Below are 18,439 nucleotides of genomic sequence, written 5' to 3' on the forward strand. Positions count from 1 at the left end.
ATGAACACTTTATTTTTATTCGAAGCCAGACGCAATACCAAGCACTGGCTCACCTATCTTGTGGCCTTACTTTTGGTGGGTCTTGGCATGTTCTGCGGCAGTCAGTTCAATCTTTCAGTAGGAGATGGAATTTACTTAAACTCACCGTATACCATTGGTTTTATGATGGGAATGCTGAGTCTTGCCGTTATTTTTTTCGCTACCGTGTATGCATTACAATTGCTTTTTAAAGATCAGGATTCAAAATTTGACAGTATTCTGTTTTCGTTTCCTTTTTCAAAATTCACTTATCTGAAAGGAAAGTTCTGCACCTATTTTCTACAGACGTTTTTAAGTTTTTCTTTCTTAATAACAGGGTTTCTCATCGGGCAAATTATGCGTACCGGAAGCGAAATGCAGGAAGGCGTGAATATCATTTACTACATCTACCCTCTATTAATTTTTGGTCTTATCAATAGCCTGTTTGTCTGTAGTTTTCTGTTTCTCATTTCTTCTGTGATAAAGAGAAAATTGCTGGTAGTAGTGGGCGGTCTGCTTTTGTATGTGTTTTATATGATTATTTTGTTGTTTTCCAATTCACCATTTATGGCGGGAAGCCTTCCCCAGCCATTGGAAACACAGCAATTTTCAGCTTTGATAGATCCGTTTGGATTGTCATCTTATTTCATGCAGGCTCGTGACATTACGGCTCATCAGAAAAATATGCAGATTGTTCCTTTTACAGGATACTTTTTGTTCAACAGACTTTTATTTTTCATCGTATCAGCTGGGCTTCTCTTCATTTCATACAGATTATTTTCTTTCTCCAACACTTCCGGACGAAAAGTAAAAACATTGGGAAACACTCATCCCTTATCTGAAACAAATACCTCCGAATACTCCATTGTGACCCCAAGTTTCAATGGGCAGAGCTCATTTCGATCTGTGATCTCTTTTACGAAAACGGATCTCACCTATCTGTTCAAAAGTATTGCTGTTCCTGCTGTTTCTATTATTTTACTATTTTCTGTTGGAATGGAAATGTATGCTGAAATTGAAAAGGGAATTCGTCTTCCACAGAAATATGCAGGTTCGGGACTTATGGCAACAACCATCTCAGAAAATTTTCATCTGATAGGTCTCCTTATTTCAGCGTATTTTCTAAACGATATGTACTGGAGAAGCTCATCTTCAGGATTTTTTCTGATTGAAAACAGCACTTATTTTTCAAAGAACAGGTTGACTGGACATTTTATTTCAATCAGCTTGTTATTGTTTTTCTTCACTGGAATTCTAATTATTCAGGGAATAATCTTCCAGGCCGCTTATCAGTATTTTCATATAGACTGGAAGGCTTATCTGGGTGTTTTCCTTTTCAATACTTTCCCGCTGATTCTCTTTTCCGGATTTATCCTTTTGATTAATGACCGGATTCCCAATAAATTCATTGCACTGGGGATTTCCATTCTCTCAGTTTTTGTATTGTCAGGGCCGGTTTCCGGAAAGTTGATCTCCTACCCGCTTTTCAGAATATTTTCTGATTTTAAAGGGACTTACAGTGATTTTAACGGGTATGGAATCTATGAACAGGCTTTTGCACAAAGACTTTTGTCTGGAGCAGGCGTGATCAGTATTTTATGGATACTCAACAGCCTTGTAAAAATAAAAAAAGTACCAATTATCGCTTCTGGTATTGCTGTTTTTCTGTTGATCTCAGGAATCTTTGCCGGAATATTATTTATGAAAGGATATCTGCCTAACAATGAAGACCAAGCTATCTTAAGCTCCGCAGCATATGAAAAAAACTATCGGAAATATGAACATCTTCCACAGCCTGATATTTCTGATATTACCACAGAAATCAAACTCTTTCCTTCTGAAAATGCTTATCAGATCATAGGGAAATATACCCTTAAAAACCAAACCAATCAGCCTATCAGTAAGGTTCTGATCAATTTCAATGAGGATTTACAACTTGAATCTGCTGCCATAACCTCAGGAACTGAAACAACAAAGATTCATAAGAACATCACGGAAGTTTCATTAAAACAGCCTCTTCTGCCTGGTAAAACAGCTTCACTTGATTTTACACTGTCTTACCATTGGTTTGCCGTAAATGGCCACCAGTCTTTTAATGCCATTATTGAAGACGGATCTTTTATGAGAATCAGCAGATATTATCCTGTGATTGGCTACCAGAAAGATGATGAAATTCAGGATGAAAAGCAACGTAGTGCATTCAAACTGGGAAAGCTCACTGAATTGAAGAAACCGGAAGCCCCTGAAGTGGCAAAAAAAGATTTTATCGACCTCCATATGATTGTTTCTACAGAACAGGGACAGACAGCGATAGGAACAGGAGATCTTGTTAAAAAATGGTCAAAATCCGGACGTAATTATTTTGAATATAAAGCAGATCAGATTCCGTTCCGGTTTGCAGTTTCTTCAGCAGATTATAAAAATAAGAGCTTTAATTATAAAGGAATTACCATCAATATTTTTTACCATCATAAACATGCTGAAAATGTGAATCATCTTCTTGAAAATACCAAACTCACTCTGGATTACTGTCAGCAGAATTTTGGAAAGTATCCTTTTAAAACCATCAGTTTTGCAGAAATTTCTTCTTTTACGCGAGGTTTTGCGGCTACAGCTTACCCATCTGCGGTCTTTATGCCAGAAGACATGGTTTTTCATGCTAATATTCACGCAGACAAAAAGCAGGATGTCATCAATGAACTGGCCGGGCATGAGCTTTCACATCTTTGGTGGGGAAACAGCCAGATAAATCCCGATGACAGAGAAGGTTCTGTGATGCTCACTGAAACACTGGCGATGTACACAGAAATGATGCTCTACAAAAAAATGCATGGCAAAGAAAAAATGAGGGAAAGAATTGAAGTACACCAACAGATCTATGACAATGAAAAAGGGTTATCCGAAAATGTCCCGATCTATAAAGCTACCGGAGATGCTCCACATATTTCGTATTCCAAAGGTGCTGCAGCCATGGTGGAATTAACTAATTTGATAGGTGAAGACAAAGTAAACAGGGCATTGAAAAATTTCCTTACCCACAATCAGTATCCCAAGAAACCTACTTCATTAGATCTGATCAATGAGTTTTACAATGTTGCCCCGGATGCTTCCGACAGAAAAGAAATCGACAGATTATTCAAAACCGTAGAAAATATAAATTTTAATTCAGGTTCTACAAGCGCCTCAGCAAAAGCAAATATCAAATAATCAGGCTGCATTTTTAATGTATTTTTGAAAATATTTTTCAGGAGTTGTAACAAAGTAAAGTGATGATTTACTAATTAATTGATATATCAATAATTGACACATCATTTTAAATTTGAAAGTATGGAAAAATTAAATTCAATTATATTCTACAACATAGACAAAGCAATCAGAGCCTACAGAAACTATGCTCAGCGCCAGCTGAAAGCCCATGGTTTTACAATCACAATTGATCAGTGGCTCATCATCAAAGCCATTCTGGAAAACCCGGGAATTACCCAGAATGAGATTGGTGATCTTGTTTTCAAGGACAATGCTTCTGTGACAAGAATTATTGATTTAATGGTAAAATCCGAATATATCACAAGACATGTTCATCCTGAAGACCGAAGAAAAACCCATCTGGAAGTGACAGATTCGGGGGCAAAAGTAATCAAAGAGGTTCAGAATATTGTAGAGAAGAACCGTACAACTGCTTTAAAGGGAATCAGCGAAAAAGAAATGGAAGTGATGTATTCAGCTTTACTGAAAATTTCAGAAAACTGTCTCACCCCTAAAAAGTAAAACGCTATGACCAGAATATTTTTACTCTTATTGGTCTGGATACTGATGGTATGTACCAGCAGGTTTTCCGCCCAGCAGACCACGCAGAGTTTGTCTTTGTCAGGAAATATAAAATCCGGCAATGCAGAACAGATGGAGATCAATCTCTTTGATGCAGATCAGAAATTAATCAAAACAGAAATTGCGGATAGCAATGGTAAGTTTAATTTTAATGAGTTAAAAGAAGGAACGTATCAAGTAAAAATTAATAAAAACGGTTCAGAAGTCTATCATTCGGAAAATATTTCACTGACCGAAAACAATACTCTTACAGCCATCGATTTGAGTGTAAAATCCATTGAAGGTGTTACCATTACGAAAACCAAACCTTTGATTGAAAGACAGGACGGGAAAATGATCATGAACGTTGAAAACAGCATTGCCAGTACCGGAAATTCTGCTTTTGAAGTATTGGAAAAAGCTCCCGGAGTGAATATCGACAACAACGATAATATCAGTCTGCGAGGGAAAGGAAATCTCCTGATTCAGATAGATGGTAAAAACACGCCCATGAACGGAAGTGATCTTGCCAATTATCTAAAGGGAATTCCTTCTTCCACTATTGAAAAGATAGAGTTCATTACCAATCCGTCTTCAAAATATGATGCATCGGGATCTGCAATCATCAATATTAAACTTAAAAAAGAGCAGAGAAAAGGAACCAATGGAAGTATTTCTACGTCTTTAGGAACAGGTAAATACGTAAAAAACAACAACAGCTTCAGCATCAATCACCGAAATAAAAAAATCAATGTTTTCGGAAACTACAGCTTTGCCTACAGAGAAGCTTATAACGGTCTGGTACTGGACAGGAATTTCTATGAAAACAATACTTTTAAAAAAGCCTATGTACAGGACAATTATCTGAAATTCAAGTTCAACAGTCATATTGCCAAAGCGGGAATGGATTATTATCTGAATGATAAGAATGTACTTGGATTTTCCGTAGGATTGGTTTCGAACAAATTCAACATCAACGGTGATAATTCCAATGTGACACTGGGCAGCAGCCATCTTCCTGAAAGCTCATTCACCACCGTCAACAGATCGAATGACCGCTGGACCAATCTTTCATTCAACCTTAATCATAAGTATACGATTGATTCTTTAGGATCTGATATTTCTACGGATTTTGACTACATCAATTACGCCAATTCTTCTTTACAGAGTTTTGATACAAGAACCCATCAAATCTCCAGCGGCACAGACAATCTGGATATTATCAAAGGGGATATGGATGGAAAACTGAATATTTATTCTTTGAAATCTGACCTTACCAAAAACTTCAGCAACGACTGGAAGCTGGAAAGCGGGGTTAAAACAAGTTTTGTAAAGACAGATAATGATCTGAAATTCTTCAATGCAACTTCCGGTACTCTCATTCCTGATCTTAATAAAACCAATCATTTTATTTATGAAGAAAACATCAATGCAGTGTACGGAAATGTCTCAAAAAAATGGGAAAAACTGAAAGCTACAGCAGGTTTAAGACTTGAAAACACCAATGTAAAAGGGACTCAAATTACCACCAATCAAATCAATAAAAGAAATTATACCCAACTGTTCCCAAGTGCTGTTTTTGCATATGATCTGACGGATAAAAGCAACCTTGAAATCAATTTCAGCAGAAGGATTACAAGACCTAGCTACAACCAGCTGAATCCTTTCAAATTCTATCTTGACCCGACTACTCTGAGAGCCGGAAATCCAGATCTGAACCCGCAAATCACAATGAATTATGAGCTGACTTACAGCCTGAATAATAAGTATTTTGCCACATTAAGCTACAGCAAAACTTCCGACAACATTACAGATATCTTAAAACCTGTAACAGAAAACGGACAGATAGTAACGGTACAGACGATTGAAAACCTGAGTTCTGCTTCTTATTATGGCTTAAATCTGATCGCTCCGGTAAAAGTGACGAAATGGTGGGATATGAACAACAGTGCCAATTTCTACTATGGTTCCTATACCGGAAATGTTTCCGGAACACAGATTAATAACCAAGGGAATTTTACCTTCAGTATTAACAGTATTAATTCCTTTAAATTAGGAAATGGCTTCACTGCTGAACTTACCGGAAATTATAAGGCAAGGGAAGTCTATGCCTATCTTAATGCAAGCGCGAACTGGTACCTGAATATCGGGGCGCAGAAGAAGTTCAAAAACAACAGTGTACTAAAGCTTTCTTTCACCGATGTATTCTTCACCAGTAATCTCAAAGGACAGACGGTTTATAATGATTATATCGAAAACTTTGCCGTAAAAAGAGATACGCGTGTGGCAACCCTCTCCTATACCTATAATTTTGGCTCTTCTAAAAACGGACAGCCTAGAAAAACAGGCGGTGCTGAGGATCTGAAGCAGAGAGTGGGAAGTTAATAACTATTATCATTGCGAGCCGAAGGCGAAGCAATCTCAATTTTGAAAATTTGAATAATGAGATTGCTTCAATGCTCTGCATTTCGCAATGACAAAAAAAACAAAAATCCCTCAAAATTGAGGGATTTTTTATGTTTAAGAATGAATCTTATTAAGCTTCGTTAGAAGGAGTTTCGTTTTCCACTGGTCTTTCACCTTGTGGCTTTTGTCCTTCAGGTCTTCTTTGTCCCTCAGGTCTTCCTTGTCCTTCCGGTCTTCTTTGACCTTCTGGTCTACCTTGTCCTTCTGGTCTTGGAGGTCTTGGTAAAAGAACTTTACGGGAAAGTTTCATTTTCTTACGGTCATCGTAACCCATGAACTTCACTTCTACTTCATCACCTTCTGCATAAGGAACTTTGTCCAGACGAGCCCATTCAATTTCAGAAATATGAAGAAGACCTTCTGTTCCTTTAGCAATCGCTACGAATGCACCAAAGTCCATTACCTTCACTACTTTACCTTTGTAAACTTCACCGATAACCGGTACGAAAGTAATTTCGTTAATTCTTGCAACAGCAGCATTGATTTTCTCTCTGTCTGTTCCTGCAATCTCGATACGTCCGATCTCACCTAATTCTTCAATAGCAATAACGGTATCCGTATCTTTCTGCATCTGCTGAATAATTTTTCCTCCAGGCCCGATTACAGCACCAATGAAGTCTTTTGGAATCTCCATTACCACCATTTTCGGAGCGTGAGGCTTCACGTCTGCTCTTGGTTCAGAGATTGTTTCAGTGATTTTATTTAAGATGTGTAATCTTCCGTCTCTAGCCTGCATCAAAGCTTTTTCCATGATATCCATAGAAAGTCCCTGGATTTTAATATCCATCTGACAAGCTGTAATACCATCTGCAGTACCTGTTACTTTAAAGTCCATATCTCCAAGGTGATCTTCATCTCCTAAGATATCAGAAAGTACAGTGAATTTACCTGATTTTGCATCTGTAATCAATCCCATTGCAATACCTGAAACAGGTTTTGTAATCTGTACCCCGGCATCCATTAGTGCCAGTGTTCCTGCACAAACTGTTGCCATTGAAGATGAACCGTTTGATTCAAGGATATCAGAAACAATTCTTATTGTATATGGATTTTCTTCAGGAATTACGGCCTGTAATGCTCTCTGAGCAAGGTTCCCGTGTCCTACTTCTCTTCTTGAAGTTCCTCTTAAAGGTCTTGCTTCACCTGTAGAGAATGGAGGGAAGTTATAATGTAAGAAGAATTTTTCGTCGTGCTGCGTGATTACGCTGTCTACCATGTTTGCATCTTTCACAGAACCTAAAGTTACTGCTGTTAAAGACTGAGTTTCACCTCTTGTAAACACTGCAGAACCGTGAGCTCCCGGAAGGTAATCAATTTCTGACCAGATTGGACGGATCGTTTGAGGATCACGGCCATCAAGACGGATATTGTCTTCAAGAATCATCTGACGCATAGCTTCTTTCTCTACATCATGATAATATACTTTTACGAAAGGTGTTACTCTTTCCAATTCTTCTTCATTATCAGCATATTGAGCAAGGAATTCTTCACGAACCGCTTTGAATTTCTCACCTCTCTCCTCTTTTCCAGATGGAGTTCTTGCTACTTCATATACTTTATCGTAAGTTTCTTTCCATACTTTTTCACGAATTTCTTCGTCGTGAGTTTCGTGAGAGTATTCTCTCTTAGGGAAAGCTTTACCTACTTTTTCTGCTAATCTTTCCTGAGCTTCAATTTGCTTTTTAATTTCAGCATGACCAAAATTGATAGCTTCTAACATTTCCTGCTCAGAAATTTCTTTCATTTCTCCTTCTACCATTACGATGGAGTCTTTAGTAGCTCCCACCATGATGTCTAACTCAGAATTTTTCAATTCTTCGTAACTTGGGTTGATAGAAAGTACTCCGTCAAATCTTACAACTCTTACTTCAGACATTGGTCCGTTGAAAGGAATATCTGTAATAGCAATAGCTGCAGAAGCTGCTAAACCAGCTAAATCATCAGGAATTGTTTTTCCGTCATAAGAAATTAATGAAATCATCACCTGAACTTCAGCATGGAAATCTTCAGGGAAAAGCGGACGTAATACTCTGTCCACCAAACGCATCGTTAAAATTTCCTGATCGGAAGGTCTTGCTTCTCTACGGAAGAAGTTTCCAGGAATTCTTCCACCTGCATAGAATTTTTCTCTATAATCAACGGTTAATGGTAAAAAATCTACACCAGGATTTGCTTCTTTATTGGCTACAACAGTTGCTAAAAGCATTGTTCCACCCATTTTTACTACCACAGATCCATCAGCCTGTTTAGCCAACTTCCCTGTTTCAATAGTGATTTCTCTGCCATCTGCAAGAGTAATCATTTCTGTAAACGCTTGAGGTATACTCATAAATTTGTCTTCTTAATACTCCGTATTGAGTATGAATTAATATTTAAACTCTTTAAATTTTCGTCTGCAAAGGTACTATATAATAATGATATATTAAATTTTTCGATTGCATAAATAGGCTCTCAAAATACAAAAAATTGGCTATCAATTGATGAGAGTTTCAAAGTTTATATCCTTAATGTCAACTTTTCTGTCATTTATAAAAATAAAAAAGTGTTTTTTTTAAAGATAATGCATTGAAAAATCCAGTCGTTTTTGTATTATTGTCTCAAAAAATGAAAATAATACTATCCTATGGAGAAAGTATACATTTCATTATAAAAATCATTAAAATTATTGCAAAGACATAGGCGGATTCCTATATTTGCCCTACTTCACCAAATACAATGCTGTAGGCAAAAAGTTAAGGGCTATTCCTTAAGATAAATAAATGTTTATGATAAATAAAGAAGTACAATCTCAAAGCAGGAATTACACGGTTCCGTTGATTACCATCACCCTGCTGTTTTTTATGTGGGGATTCATCACCTGTATGAATGACATCCTGATCCCCTATCTGAAACAACTTTTCAATCTTACCTTTTTCGAATCCATGCTGGTACAGTTCTGCTTTTTCGGAGCTTACTTTATCGGATCACTGATTTATTTTCTGATCTCTATCACGAAAGGAGATCCCATTAATAAATTAGGATATAAAAAAGGAATCCTGTTCGGAATTTTTCTGGCAGCTTTAGGCTGTGTCCTGTTTTATCCGGCAGCTACTTTTTCGTATTACCCACTGTTTCTGGGTGCTTTGTTTATTTTAGGACTCGGCTTTACAGTACTTCAGATTACGGCCAATGCGTATGTTTCGCTGCTGGGAAGTGAAGAATCTGCTTCCAGCCGTCTGAATATGACTCAGGCATTCAATGCATTCGGAACAACCATTGCTCCGGTGCTTGGAGGTCACCTTATTTTTGAATTTTTCTCTTCTCCGGACGGATCTTTCAGCGCTGTAGCCACAAGAATTCCTTACCTTATTTTTGCAGGGATTCTTTTATTGGTCGCCTTATTGATCTCAAGAGTTAAGCTTCCTTCATTCCAGATGGGTGAAGAAGAAATTGTAAAAGGCTGGGGAGCGCTTGAATTCAGTCACCTGAAATTTGGAGTATTTGCTATGTTCTGCTATGTAGGCGGAGAAGTAGCTGTAGGAAGTTTTATCATCAGCTTCCTGGAACAGCCACAGATTATGGGCTTTAATGAAATCATCAGTAAGAATTATCTTTCCATGTATTGGGGTGGAGCCATGATAGGACGTTTTCTTGGTGCGATTTCTCTAAACCAGTCTTTGAGCCAGAGTAAAAAAGCGCTTTATATGCTGGGAGCTGCTGCTGCTGTTTTCCTTGTTATTTTCAGCATTGTAAACCTCACTTTCTCTCAGATCAGCTTTTTCATTGTATTTATTATTCTTAATTTCATTGCCTTCTTCATTGGTAAAGCAGCACCGGCAAGAACATTATCAATCTTTGCCGCAATTAATGTTGTATTATTGATTTCCGCAATGGTGAATCATGGTGAAATGGCCATGTACAGTATTTTAGGAATCGGAATCTTCAACTCTATTATGTTCTCTAACATTTATACCCTCGCCATTTCAGGACTGGGGAAATATACCAGTCAGGGATCATCTTTAGTGGTAATGGCTATTTTGGGAGGAGCTATTGTTCCTATTTTCCAGGGATACCTTGCAGATCAGTTTGGAGTACAGCATTCATTTATTATTCCTGTATTCTGTTATCTGGTGATTCTTATTTTTGGAGCTTACTGTACCAAATATCTTGGTCATGTAGAAAGCACTGAAGCCAAATCAGGACATTAAAATAAAATCAAATCAAAATGTATAAGCGGAATATCTCAAAGGTATTCCGCTTCTTTTTGGATCTTATCATGTAACTTTTCATTGAAAAAAGGAACTTATCTTATTAATAAACACCATTACAATGAAAATACAGTTAAAGCTTGAATACGCAGCATTTCTGTTGTTAGGAGCATATGCTTTTGCCCAGACAGGATATTCTTGGTGGTGGTTTGCAGGACTTTTCTTGGCACCCGATATTTCCATGCTGGGATATACGGTTAATAATAAAGTGGGAGCTTTTTGCTATAACCTTTTCCATCATTTTGGAGTAGCCATTGTGGTGTATCTTGCCGGAACAGCTCTCTCACTGCCCTATTTACAAATGATCGGAACGATCTTATTTTCCCATTCTGCTTTTGACAGAATTCTGGGATATGGATTGAAATATCCTGATAGTTTTCAGAATACCCATTTGGGGAAGATTGGGAAAAAGGTTGAGTAAATGAATGCTGCAGAGAATTAACCACCCCGTCAAAAATTCTTTGAATTTTCGCCACCCCTCCGGAGGAGGGGAATTATCACACCTTCAGTTGTGCTATTGGCTTAAGTTGTAATCTTTTTATGGATAATAAAAGCTGGATTCCTACGGAATGACACAATTCAAATAGAGTTTTAATCATTCAATTTGTCATTCCGTAGGAATCTCAACAAAATTGATCAGAACCTTCTGTGACTTTTGTGGTTATATTACAACTAAAAAAGCAACCTCTTTCGAAGTTGCTTTTTATTTTGAAAATCTTTATAGATTATTTTCTTAAACCTAGTTCAGCAATAATTGCTCTATATCTTGCGATATCTTTGTTTTTAAGGTAATCTAGTAAACTTTTTCTCTTACCTACCAATTTCACTAGAGATCTCTCTGTGTTGAAATCATGACGGTTAGCCTTTAAGTGCTGAGATAAGTGGTTGATTCTGAAAGTGAAAAGAGCGATTTGTCCTTCAGCACTCCCTGTGTCTTGTGCAGATTTTCCGTGTTTTGCGAAAATTTCCTGCTTTTTGTCTGTTGTTAAGTACATTCCAATATTGTTTAATGATTATTATGTAACGGGTGCAAAATTACGACTATTTTTTGATTCTGCAAACATTATTGATTTCATATATCAAAATTGATAGAAAAAAATGTTAAAAATTTCTTAATAAATTATATGCAATCCAACGAAAAGGCAGTAATTTTGCATTCGGATTACAAATGAAAAAAATTATATTCTTTACAGCGGTTACTACTTTTTTATTCATCGGGTTTACTTCGGTAAAAGCCCAGAGGAATGCTGATGATAAAATAAAAAAAGTTCTATACTTCAATCCCGAGGTAGAACCTGATATTGATGAAATAAAAGACCCTACCAACAGTGCTTTCTTTGATGCAGTTACCGATAATTTTGGTGACAGAAGGAATAAAATGCTTCGTGCAGAAGTTCAGGTTCCCTTTGACAGTATTGATAAACAGACTATCGTAGACTACTGCCATAATAATGATGCAGACTTTGCCATTGTTTCCAAAGTAAGATATTTCAAAGTAGGTTTTGGAAAATATGTATTCTCCAACCAGGTGGTTGTCAGCATGAAACTTTTTGGTTCTGACGGAAATCTTGTAACCGAAACAGATCACGATACTTACCGAAAAAATATGCGTCTGCTGGGCTCTACCGTAAATTCTGTTAAACTAGGAACTGAAGGAGCCATAAAAGGAATTATTAAGAAACTGAGAAAATTAAAACCCACGGAAGCAGAGCTTTGAGTTTCGGGTTCAAGGTTTAAAGTTTAAGGTTTAAGGTTTAAGGTTTAAGGTTGGAATATAAGACCTTTATAGTCAATGGTCAATTTTGCTTCGCAAGTCAATTGTGAATTTTTATTCCTGGGGTAAGTAATGCGTACCAGAAAAAATTCATAATTCATAATTCATAATTCATAATTCATAATTCATAATTCTTTCATAGCCCTTTTCCGGTAGAATATCTTTGTGTTTATAAACCATTTGAAGGCTTTCATTAATTTGGTTTTATCTTAAATCTAAATTATTATGAAAAATTCAAATTTAAAAAAGTTAAGCAGAGAAAGTCAGAGAGAAATCTTAGGAAGTATCATCCGTCTTCAGAAATGCCAGTATCATTTTGAATGTCCTGGCGGATCATGCTGTCATCGGGTATGCGTTGCTTATGCATGTCCGGAATTATAAAAATTTTCATGTTATACAGAGCACTTGTTTACTTTTACAAACAGGTGCTTTTTGTTTATAAAACGCTATAAATAATTGATTAACAATTAAATATTTTCACTAAATAATGATTTATTAAATATTTTTTACTATTTTAGTTCAACATTAAAACCAAAATCTCATGAAAAATTTCAAGAAACTCAGCAGGCAGGCTGCCAAACAAATTAACGGAGGATCCATGGAAAGATGCAGTGAAAGCAATCCATGTCCTGTAGGATATTGCTGCAATGGTATTTGCTCACCCTTTATCTGCCTTGAATAAAAGTACACCTAACCATCAACTATAAAATAAACATCATGAAAAATCTAAAAAAACTCAGCCGACAAGTACAGAAAGAAATCAAAGGCAGCGGACCTTTCAAAAGATGCACAGAGCATTACGAATGTCCGGGCGGATCATGTTGCCATAACATCTGTGTCATAAATCCATGTCCCCTGGAATAATATATGATCATTACAGACACCTGCATTTGTAGGTGTTTTTTATTTAAAACTTAAATAAAACATTGATTCATAGTAAAATATTTTCACTCACAAATGAATAATATAGAAATATTTACTATTTTAGTCTAACATAAAATCAAAACTATAAACTATATGAAAAATCTAAAAAAACTCAGCAGAGAAGCTGCCAAACAAATTAATGGAGGTATTGGACCATTCAGATGCAGTATAACAAGACCTTGTTCCGTTGGATACTGCTGTAATGGAGAATGCCTTGATCATGACTGTCCGATAGAGCCTTAATCTTGCTATATTTGATTGCCATGAAAAATTCAAATCTTAAGAAGCTCAACAGGCTGGAACAAAAAAACATTAAAGGAAGCGGAATAAAAAAGTGTGGTGACAATTCAGATTGCGGACCATACCAATGTTGTACAAATGCTGTTTGTATATACATTCCTACTTCAGAATGCGAACCAATGTAAAGAATATTGGAATTTAAAATTTAATTTTTGCACATCCGTTTCGGCGGGTGTTTTTTTTTGCTCTTATAGTGAAGCATTAAACTTTAATTAATCCTTAATTTTGTCAGTTTATAGCTCAGTCTTAAAAATTTGAATTATTTTTGCATATCCAAAAAATTTCACGTTTTGAATTCTAGAGACGAACTTATCTTCAACCCTGCCGATATTGCCGAAACCCTCAGCGAACTTCCTGCTGATGAGAGGCTGCTCGCATTCCTGAAGGTTCCCAAAGAATACAAAGCAGAGGTTTTTTCACATCTTGATCCTGATTTCCAGGAAGATACCATCAGAAGTATCGGAAGCGATGAAGTTTCCGAAATCCTGAATGCCATGACTCCGGATGACAGAACTGCTCTTTTCGAGGATTTCCCGGATGAGCTTATCAAGTATTCCATCAACCACCTTAACCCTCAGGAAAGAAGAATTGCTTTAAAGCTTCTTGGATACAACTCGGATTCAATTGCCCGTCTGATGACGCCCTATTATATTCAGATCCGTAAGGAATGGACGGTAAAAAGATGTCTTCAGCAAATCAAAAAGGTAGGAAAAAGAGTGGAAACCATGAACTATCTGTATGTTGTGGATGAAAGAAACCGCCTCATTGATGACCTTGCTATCGGAACTTTACTTTTGGAAGAGGAAGATACTTTGGTTTCAGATATTACAGACAATCATTTTGTAGCCATTACTACCACTACCTCTAAAGAGGATGCGGTAACCTATTTCGAAAAGTATGACCGTGGCGCTCTTCCTATTATTACGGAAGCCGGTGTTTTGGTAGGAATCGTAACGATAGATGACATCCTAGATCAGATTGAACAGCAGAACACAGAAGATATCCAGAAATTTGGGGGATTGGAAGCATTGGATCTTCCCTATACCCAAACTTCATGGACAGAGATGATTAAAAAAAGGGCAACCTGGCTGATCATTCTCTTTGTTTCGGAAATGCTGACGGCTTCAGCAATGGGATATTTTGATAAAGAAATTGAAAAAGCCGTTGTTCTGGCCCTATTTGTTCCGTTAATTATTTCCAGCGGAGGAAATTCAGGATCCCAGGCTGCCACTTTGATTATTCGTGCGATGGCTCTTCAGGAAATCAATCTCAAAGACTGGTGGTATGTCATGAAAAAAGAGATTATCTCCGGATTATGTCTGGGGGCCATCTTAGGAATCATCGGATTTATACGAATTATGCTTTGGCAGCAGATAGGTCTTTTTGATTATGGCCAATATTGGGTATATGTCGGATTAAGTGTTTCTGTTTCTTTGATTGCTATTGTGTTGTGGGGAACGTTATCCGGTTCTATGATTCCGTTTGTTTTAAAGAAATTAAATCTTGACCCTGCTACCTCTTCTGCTCCATTTGTAGCAACATTGGTGGATGTTACGGGGCTTATTATCTATTTTACCGTAGCCGGACTTTTCTTAACCGGAAAACTTTTGTAATTTTAGGCATCATCTAACATGCCAATATGAAAATCGTTTCTCTTGTACCCTCTATTACTGAGGCTTTATTTGACCTTGGACTTACCGAAAATGAAGTTGTCGGCAGAACAAAATTCTGTATTCATCCTCAGGATAAAATAAAAAATGTAGCTGTAATCGGAGGAACAAAAAATATCAATATTGATAAAATTAAAGCGCTGCAACCGGATCTTATTCTTGCCAATAAGGAAGAAAATGTAAAGGATCAGGTAGAAGCTTTAATGGGCGATTATAAAGTAATGGTAACCAATATTGACACGATTGAAGATAATTATTATTTGCTTAAAAATCTCGGAAAGCTTTTCGGAAAGGAAGACAGAGCACAGCTTTTCAATCTTAAAATTTATGATATCCTGAATCAGGCAAAACTGGAAACTCCAGTCAAAGCAGCTTATCTTATCTGGAATAATCCTTATATGACCATTGGCTCAGATACTTTCATCCACAGAATTTTATCGGAAATTGGTTTTGAGAATATTTTCAAAGATAAAACCCGCTATCCTCAAATTACTGTTGAAGACCTGGCGGATGCTGATGTCATCATGCTTTCTTCTGAACCTTTTCCATTTAAAGAAAAACATATTCAGGAACTACAGGTTTTTTATCCGGATAAAAAGATTATGATCGTAGATGGGGAGGCATTTTCCTGGTATGGAACTCATATTGCGAAATGCGAAAATTATTTTAAAGAACTGCTTGCTGAAATTCATCTGATGCAGCAAAGCTGATTTTCAACCATCAACTTTAAACTCTAAACTTTAAACCCAAAACATTAAACTTTAAATTTTTAATTCACATGTCTGATACCATTATTTTATCTGAGGGAGCCGAATTTGATCACGTTATACAGGAAGTTTCGAAATACATCAATCTTTATGTTATGGCGTTTGAAAAAGATGAACGCACCATTACACGTGTCGACAAACGTGAAAATATGTATGGAGGAAACGGAACTGTTTATATGCTGCAGATGTTTGATCAGAAAGAATTAGCAAATAATCGTTTAGCAGCCTATATGGTTTTACTGAACAAAGGGGACGAGTCTGGTTTTCATACGCACAATCAAAGAAATGAACAGGAATTGTATGTTGTTGTTCATGGAACCGGAGAGTATAGAGAAAGAACAGGAACAGAGGGCTCCATACGTAAGAAAGCACTACAAAAAGGGGATATTACAGCCATTAGTTCCATCGGATATCATTCTGTGGAAAACACTGGAGGTGAACCCTTAATTATGTTTGTCATTACCACTAACAATCCATAAAAAAACTCCGGATCAATCAGCCGGAGTCTATATTTTATTGTAAGTTTTCAATTACAAAATCTTAGAAACTTCATTACAAAGCCATTCTAATAATTCACGGTCTTCCTTCGTGAAAGGATCAATGGTATGAGAATCAATATCAATCTGGCCAATGTTTTTTCCGTCTTTAAAAATCGGAACTACAATTTCAGCTTTTGTATCGATAGAACAGCTAAGGTAGTTGCTCTCTTCATGTACGTCAGGAACTACAAATGTTTCATTGGAAACTGCTACCTGACCACAAATTCCTTTACCGTAAGGAATAATGGTATGATCTGTTGGTGCTCCCACATAAGGGCCTAAAATCAACTCTTCCTTATCTCCGTTTTTGAAATAAAAGCCAGTCCAGTTGAAGTAAGGAATTTCCTGATCCAACAAGTGGCAAACTTTTTCAAGTTTTTCTTCTGTATTATGTTTAGGACTTTCAAGAATTGAGGAAAGTCTTTTCTTTAATTCTGACATTGTATATATATTTTAAGAGAATTGTTTTAGGGAAAGTTCTTCTTTATATCCGAACATTCCACGCTCTTTAATCATTTCTGCTACACCTTCCGGAACCTGAGTTTCCCAACCTTTCACACAGCAGGCAATTTTTCTCAATATTTCTCTGGAATAAATTTCCAGAAACTCCGGATTATAATTGGTAATATCAACAATACGGTTGTTGTGTTTGAAATATTTATAGAGTTCTTTAAGGTTTTCTTCTACTTTCAGGTTTGAAGAATCCAGTAACTGGTGAGTTTCCGGATCTTTATAAGGATACAGATATACTCTCATCCCGTTTCTGAAAAATTTCCCGAATGCTTCAAGGATTCCACCTGACAAATCTTTATAGTATTTCTCATCAAATACCATTAAAAGGTTGTTTACTCCCATTGCTACACCAATATCTCCACTGGTATAAGATGCAAAATAATCGATCAGTCTGTAATATTCAGAGAAGTTAGAAATAATAACAGTGTATCCCAGTTTAGCCAGAATATCAACCCTGTCAAGGAAATCTCTTTCGTCAATATCTCCGTCTGCTCTCAGATTGGAAATAGTAATCTCAATAAGAACTTCTGTTTCTTCATGGGTACAGATGGCATCTTTGAAGAACATATCCATCCCGTTTTTAAGCATGTCAATGTTTACTTTCGTTACCGGTCTGAAACTTCCTCTTACCGCAAAAATATTTTTCTTGTACAGTACATCTGCCGGAAGCATGTTACTTCCTTGAGAATTGAAGATTACTGCATCAGTCATTCCATTCTTTACCAATTGAAGAGACATCAGTCTGTTATCAACATAGGCAAAGGCAGGTCCGCTGAAATCAATCATATCAATTTCCAGGTTGTCTTTTGCCACATCATCGTATAAAGATTCCACTAAAGTTCTTGGGTTGTCAAAATAATTGAAAGCCCCGAAAATAAGGTTCACTCCCAGATTCCCTAAGGTTTCCTGCTGAAGAGTGGCATCATTTTCTTTGAATTTTACGTGAATTACGATTTCATTGTAATCTTCATTTTCTTTGGTCTGAAAACGAATTCCTACCCAGCCGTGGCCTTTTACAGTCTTGTCAAAATTAATGGTGGTTACCGTATTGGCATAAGAAAAGAATTTTCTGTCAGGATTATTATCCCTTGAAATCCTCTCTTCAATCAAAGCTACTTCATATCGAAGCATTTTGCGAAGCCTGTTTTGGGTAACATACCTGTTTTTTACTTCCTTTCCGTAGATGGCATCACTAAAATCTTTGTCATAAGCAGACATTGCCTTAGCAATCGTACCGGAAGCTCCCCCTGCTCTAAAAAAGTGGCGAACAGTCTCCTGCCCTGCTCCAATTTCTGCGAAAGTACCATAAATAGTAGGATCTAGATTAATTGTTAATGCTTTTTGTTTAGGAGTTAGTTTCTGATACATTAGGACATGAAATTTTTTGTAAATTTACCAAAATTAAACCAACCTC

Annotated in this window: 17 protein-coding genes; 13 read left to right on the forward strand and 4 right to left on the reverse strand. The window is 36.7% G+C overall.

Features of this window, described 5'->3' with window-relative positions; translation table 11 throughout:
- From ODR02_RS03050 to ODR02_RS03060, 3 genes are all read left to right on the forward strand, one after another.
- On the forward strand, nt 1-3,225 hold the full coding sequence (locus ODR02_RS03050; RefSeq protein ID WP_309511587.1) for a M1 family aminopeptidase: 3,225 nt from the start codon (nt 1-3) through the stop codon (nt 3,223-3,225).
- Nucleotides 3,226-3,345: 120 nt separating this feature from the next.
- Complete coding sequence (locus ODR02_RS03055) at nt 3,346-3,786, forward strand: MarR family winged helix-turn-helix transcriptional regulator (RefSeq protein WP_209785527.1); 441 nt, start codon at nt 3,346-3,348, stop codon at nt 3,784-3,786.
- Between the two features lie 6 nt (nt 3,787-3,792).
- Nucleotides 3,793-6,210 carry a TonB-dependent receptor gene (locus ODR02_RS03060; RefSeq protein ID WP_309511588.1) on the forward strand — a complete coding sequence of 806 codons (2,418 nt, stop codon included), beginning with the start codon at nt 3,793-3,795 and terminating at the stop codon, nt 6,208-6,210.
- A gap of 151 nt (nt 6,211-6,361) precedes the next feature.
- Here the strand turns inward: ODR02_RS03060 and ODR02_RS03065 are convergent, their stop codons facing one another.
- Nucleotides 6,362-8,620 (reverse strand): polyribonucleotide nucleotidyltransferase, encoded by a 2,259-nt coding sequence (locus ODR02_RS03065; protein WP_209785529.1) that lies wholly within the window; start codon nt 8,618-8,620, stop codon nt 6,362-6,364.
- A gap of 436 nt (nt 8,621-9,056) precedes the next feature.
- Between ODR02_RS03065 and ODR02_RS03070 the strand changes: the two genes are divergently transcribed.
- Together ODR02_RS03070 and ODR02_RS03075 are read left to right on the forward strand one after the other, a co-directional pair.
- Nucleotides 9,057-10,478 (forward strand): sugar MFS transporter, encoded by a 1,422-nt coding sequence (locus ODR02_RS03070; RefSeq protein ID WP_309511589.1) that lies wholly within the window; start codon nt 9,057-9,059, stop codon nt 10,476-10,478.
- Nucleotides 10,479-10,599: 121 nt separating this feature from the next.
- Nucleotides 10,600-10,959, forward strand: a complete 360-nt coding sequence (locus ODR02_RS03075; RefSeq protein ID WP_309511590.1) for a DUF4260 domain-containing protein — start codon at nt 10,600-10,602, stop codon at nt 10,957-10,959.
- A gap of 304 nt (nt 10,960-11,263) precedes the next feature.
- Here the strand turns inward: ODR02_RS03075 and rpsO are convergent, their stop codons facing one another.
- On the reverse strand, nt 11,264-11,533 hold the full coding sequence (gene rpsO / locus ODR02_RS03080) for a 30S ribosomal protein S15 (RefSeq protein ID WP_034692246.1): 270 nt from the start codon (nt 11,531-11,533) through the stop codon (nt 11,264-11,266).
- Nucleotides 11,534-11,706: 173 nt separating this feature from the next.
- Between rpsO and ODR02_RS03085 the strand changes: the two genes are divergently transcribed.
- The 8 genes from ODR02_RS03085 to ODR02_RS03120 all read left to right on the forward strand — a co-directional run bounded on the left by ODR02_RS03085 (nt 11,707) and on the right by ODR02_RS03120 (nt 16,452).
- Nucleotides 11,707-12,255, forward strand: a complete 549-nt coding sequence (locus ODR02_RS03085) for a pyruvate decarboxylase (RefSeq protein WP_209785532.1) — start codon at nt 11,707-11,709, stop codon at nt 12,253-12,255.
- 282 nt (nt 12,256-12,537) lie between these two features.
- Entirely contained in the window at nt 12,538-12,693 is a 156-nt protein-coding gene (locus ODR02_RS03090) for a hypothetical protein (protein WP_165791689.1), read from the forward strand.
- Between the two features lie 160 nt (nt 12,694-12,853).
- Nucleotides 12,854-12,994: a bacteriocin-like protein gene (locus ODR02_RS03095; protein ID WP_309511591.1), complete on the forward strand. Its 141-nt coding sequence runs from the start codon at nt 12,854-12,856 to the stop codon at nt 12,992-12,994.
- Between the two features lie 35 nt (nt 12,995-13,029).
- Nucleotides 13,030-13,176: a bacteriocin-like protein gene (locus ODR02_RS03100; RefSeq protein WP_164976668.1), complete on the forward strand. Its 147-nt coding sequence runs from the start codon at nt 13,030-13,032 to the stop codon at nt 13,174-13,176.
- 153 nt (nt 13,177-13,329) lie between these two features.
- Nucleotides 13,330-13,479 carry a bacteriocin-like protein gene (locus tag ODR02_RS03105; protein ID WP_158521347.1) on the forward strand — a complete coding sequence of 50 codons (150 nt, stop codon included), beginning with the start codon at nt 13,330-13,332 and terminating at the stop codon, nt 13,477-13,479.
- A gap of 347 nt (nt 13,480-13,826) precedes the next feature.
- Nucleotides 13,827-15,149, forward strand: a complete 1,323-nt coding sequence (mgtE, locus tag ODR02_RS03110) for a magnesium transporter (RefSeq protein WP_209785534.1) — start codon at nt 13,827-13,829, stop codon at nt 15,147-15,149.
- A gap of 26 nt (nt 15,150-15,175) precedes the next feature.
- Nucleotides 15,176-15,916, forward strand: a complete 741-nt coding sequence (locus tag ODR02_RS03115) for an ABC transporter substrate-binding protein (RefSeq protein WP_309511592.1) — start codon at nt 15,176-15,178, stop codon at nt 15,914-15,916.
- Between the two features lie 68 nt (nt 15,917-15,984).
- On the forward strand, nt 15,985-16,452 hold the full coding sequence (locus ODR02_RS03120; RefSeq protein ID WP_309511593.1) for a cupin domain-containing protein: 468 nt from the start codon (nt 15,985-15,987) through the stop codon (nt 16,450-16,452).
- Nucleotides 16,453-16,503: 51 nt separating this feature from the next.
- On the opposite strand, the gene ODR02_RS03125 is transcribed toward ODR02_RS03120, so the two are convergent.
- Both ODR02_RS03125 and ODR02_RS03130 read right to left on the reverse strand, forming a co-directional pair.
- Nucleotides 16,504-16,953: a GAF domain-containing protein gene (locus tag ODR02_RS03125; protein WP_079240912.1), complete on the reverse strand. Its 450-nt coding sequence runs from the start codon at nt 16,951-16,953 to the stop codon at nt 16,504-16,506.
- Between the two features lie 12 nt (nt 16,954-16,965).
- Nucleotides 16,966-18,393 (reverse strand): nicotinate-nucleotide adenylyltransferase, encoded by a 1,428-nt coding sequence (locus tag ODR02_RS03130; protein ID WP_105683909.1) that lies wholly within the window; start codon nt 18,391-18,393, stop codon nt 16,966-16,968.
- Nucleotides 18,394-18,439: the final 46 nt, after the last annotated feature.

This window comes from Chryseobacterium sp. CFS2 (genome assembly GCF_036543225.1).
Classification (GTDB): domain Bacteria; phylum Bacteroidota; class Bacteroidia; order Flavobacteriales; family Weeksellaceae; genus Chryseobacterium; species Chryseobacterium culicis_A.

Coding starts and splice junctions, on each gene's coding strand:
- ODR02_RS03050 (WP_309511587.1), top strand. CDS start 1: ATGAACACTTTATTTTTATTCGAAGCCAGACGCAATACCAAGCACTGG.
- ODR02_RS03060 (WP_309511588.1), top strand. CDS start 3,793: ATGACCAGAATATTTTTACTCTTATTGGTCTGGATACTGATGGTATGT.
- ODR02_RS03090 (WP_165791689.1), top strand. CDS start 12,538: ATGAAAAATTCAAATTTAAAAAAGTTAAGCAGAGAAAGTCAGAGAGAA.
- ODR02_RS03115 (WP_309511592.1), top strand. CDS start 15,176: ATGAAAATCGTTTCTCTTGTACCCTCTATTACTGAGGCTTTATTTGAC.
- ODR02_RS03070 (WP_309511589.1), top strand. CDS start 9,057: ATGATAAATAAAGAAGTACAATCTCAAAGCAGGAATTACACGGTTCCG.
- ODR02_RS03105 (WP_158521347.1), top strand. CDS start 13,330: ATGAAAAATCTAAAAAAACTCAGCAGAGAAGCTGCCAAACAAATTAAT.
- ODR02_RS03055 (WP_209785527.1), top strand. CDS start 3,346: ATGGAAAAATTAAATTCAATTATATTCTACAACATAGACAAAGCAATC.
- ODR02_RS03065 (WP_209785529.1), bottom strand. CDS start 8,620: ATGAGTATACCTCAAGCGTTTACAGAAATGATTACTCTTGCAGATGGC.
- ODR02_RS03130 (WP_105683909.1), bottom strand. CDS start 18,393: ATGTATCAGAAACTAACTCCTAAACAAAAAGCATTAACAATTAATCTA.
- ODR02_RS03095 (WP_309511591.1), top strand. CDS start 12,854: ATGAAAAATTTCAAGAAACTCAGCAGGCAGGCTGCCAAACAAATTAAC.
- rpsO (WP_034692246.1), bottom strand. CDS start 11,533: ATGTACTTAACAACAGACAAAAAGCAGGAAATTTTCGCAAAACACGGA.
- ODR02_RS03075 (WP_309511590.1), top strand. CDS start 10,600: ATGAAAATACAGTTAAAGCTTGAATACGCAGCATTTCTGTTGTTAGGA.
- ODR02_RS03100 (WP_164976668.1), top strand. CDS start 13,030: ATGAAAAATCTAAAAAAACTCAGCCGACAAGTACAGAAAGAAATCAAA.
- ODR02_RS03120 (WP_309511593.1), top strand. CDS start 15,985: ATGTCTGATACCATTATTTTATCTGAGGGAGCCGAATTTGATCACGTT.
- ODR02_RS03085 (WP_209785532.1), top strand. CDS start 11,707: ATGAAAAAAATTATATTCTTTACAGCGGTTACTACTTTTTTATTCATC.
- ODR02_RS03125 (WP_079240912.1), bottom strand. CDS start 16,953: ATGTCAGAATTAAAGAAAAGACTTTCCTCAATTCTTGAAAGTCCTAAA.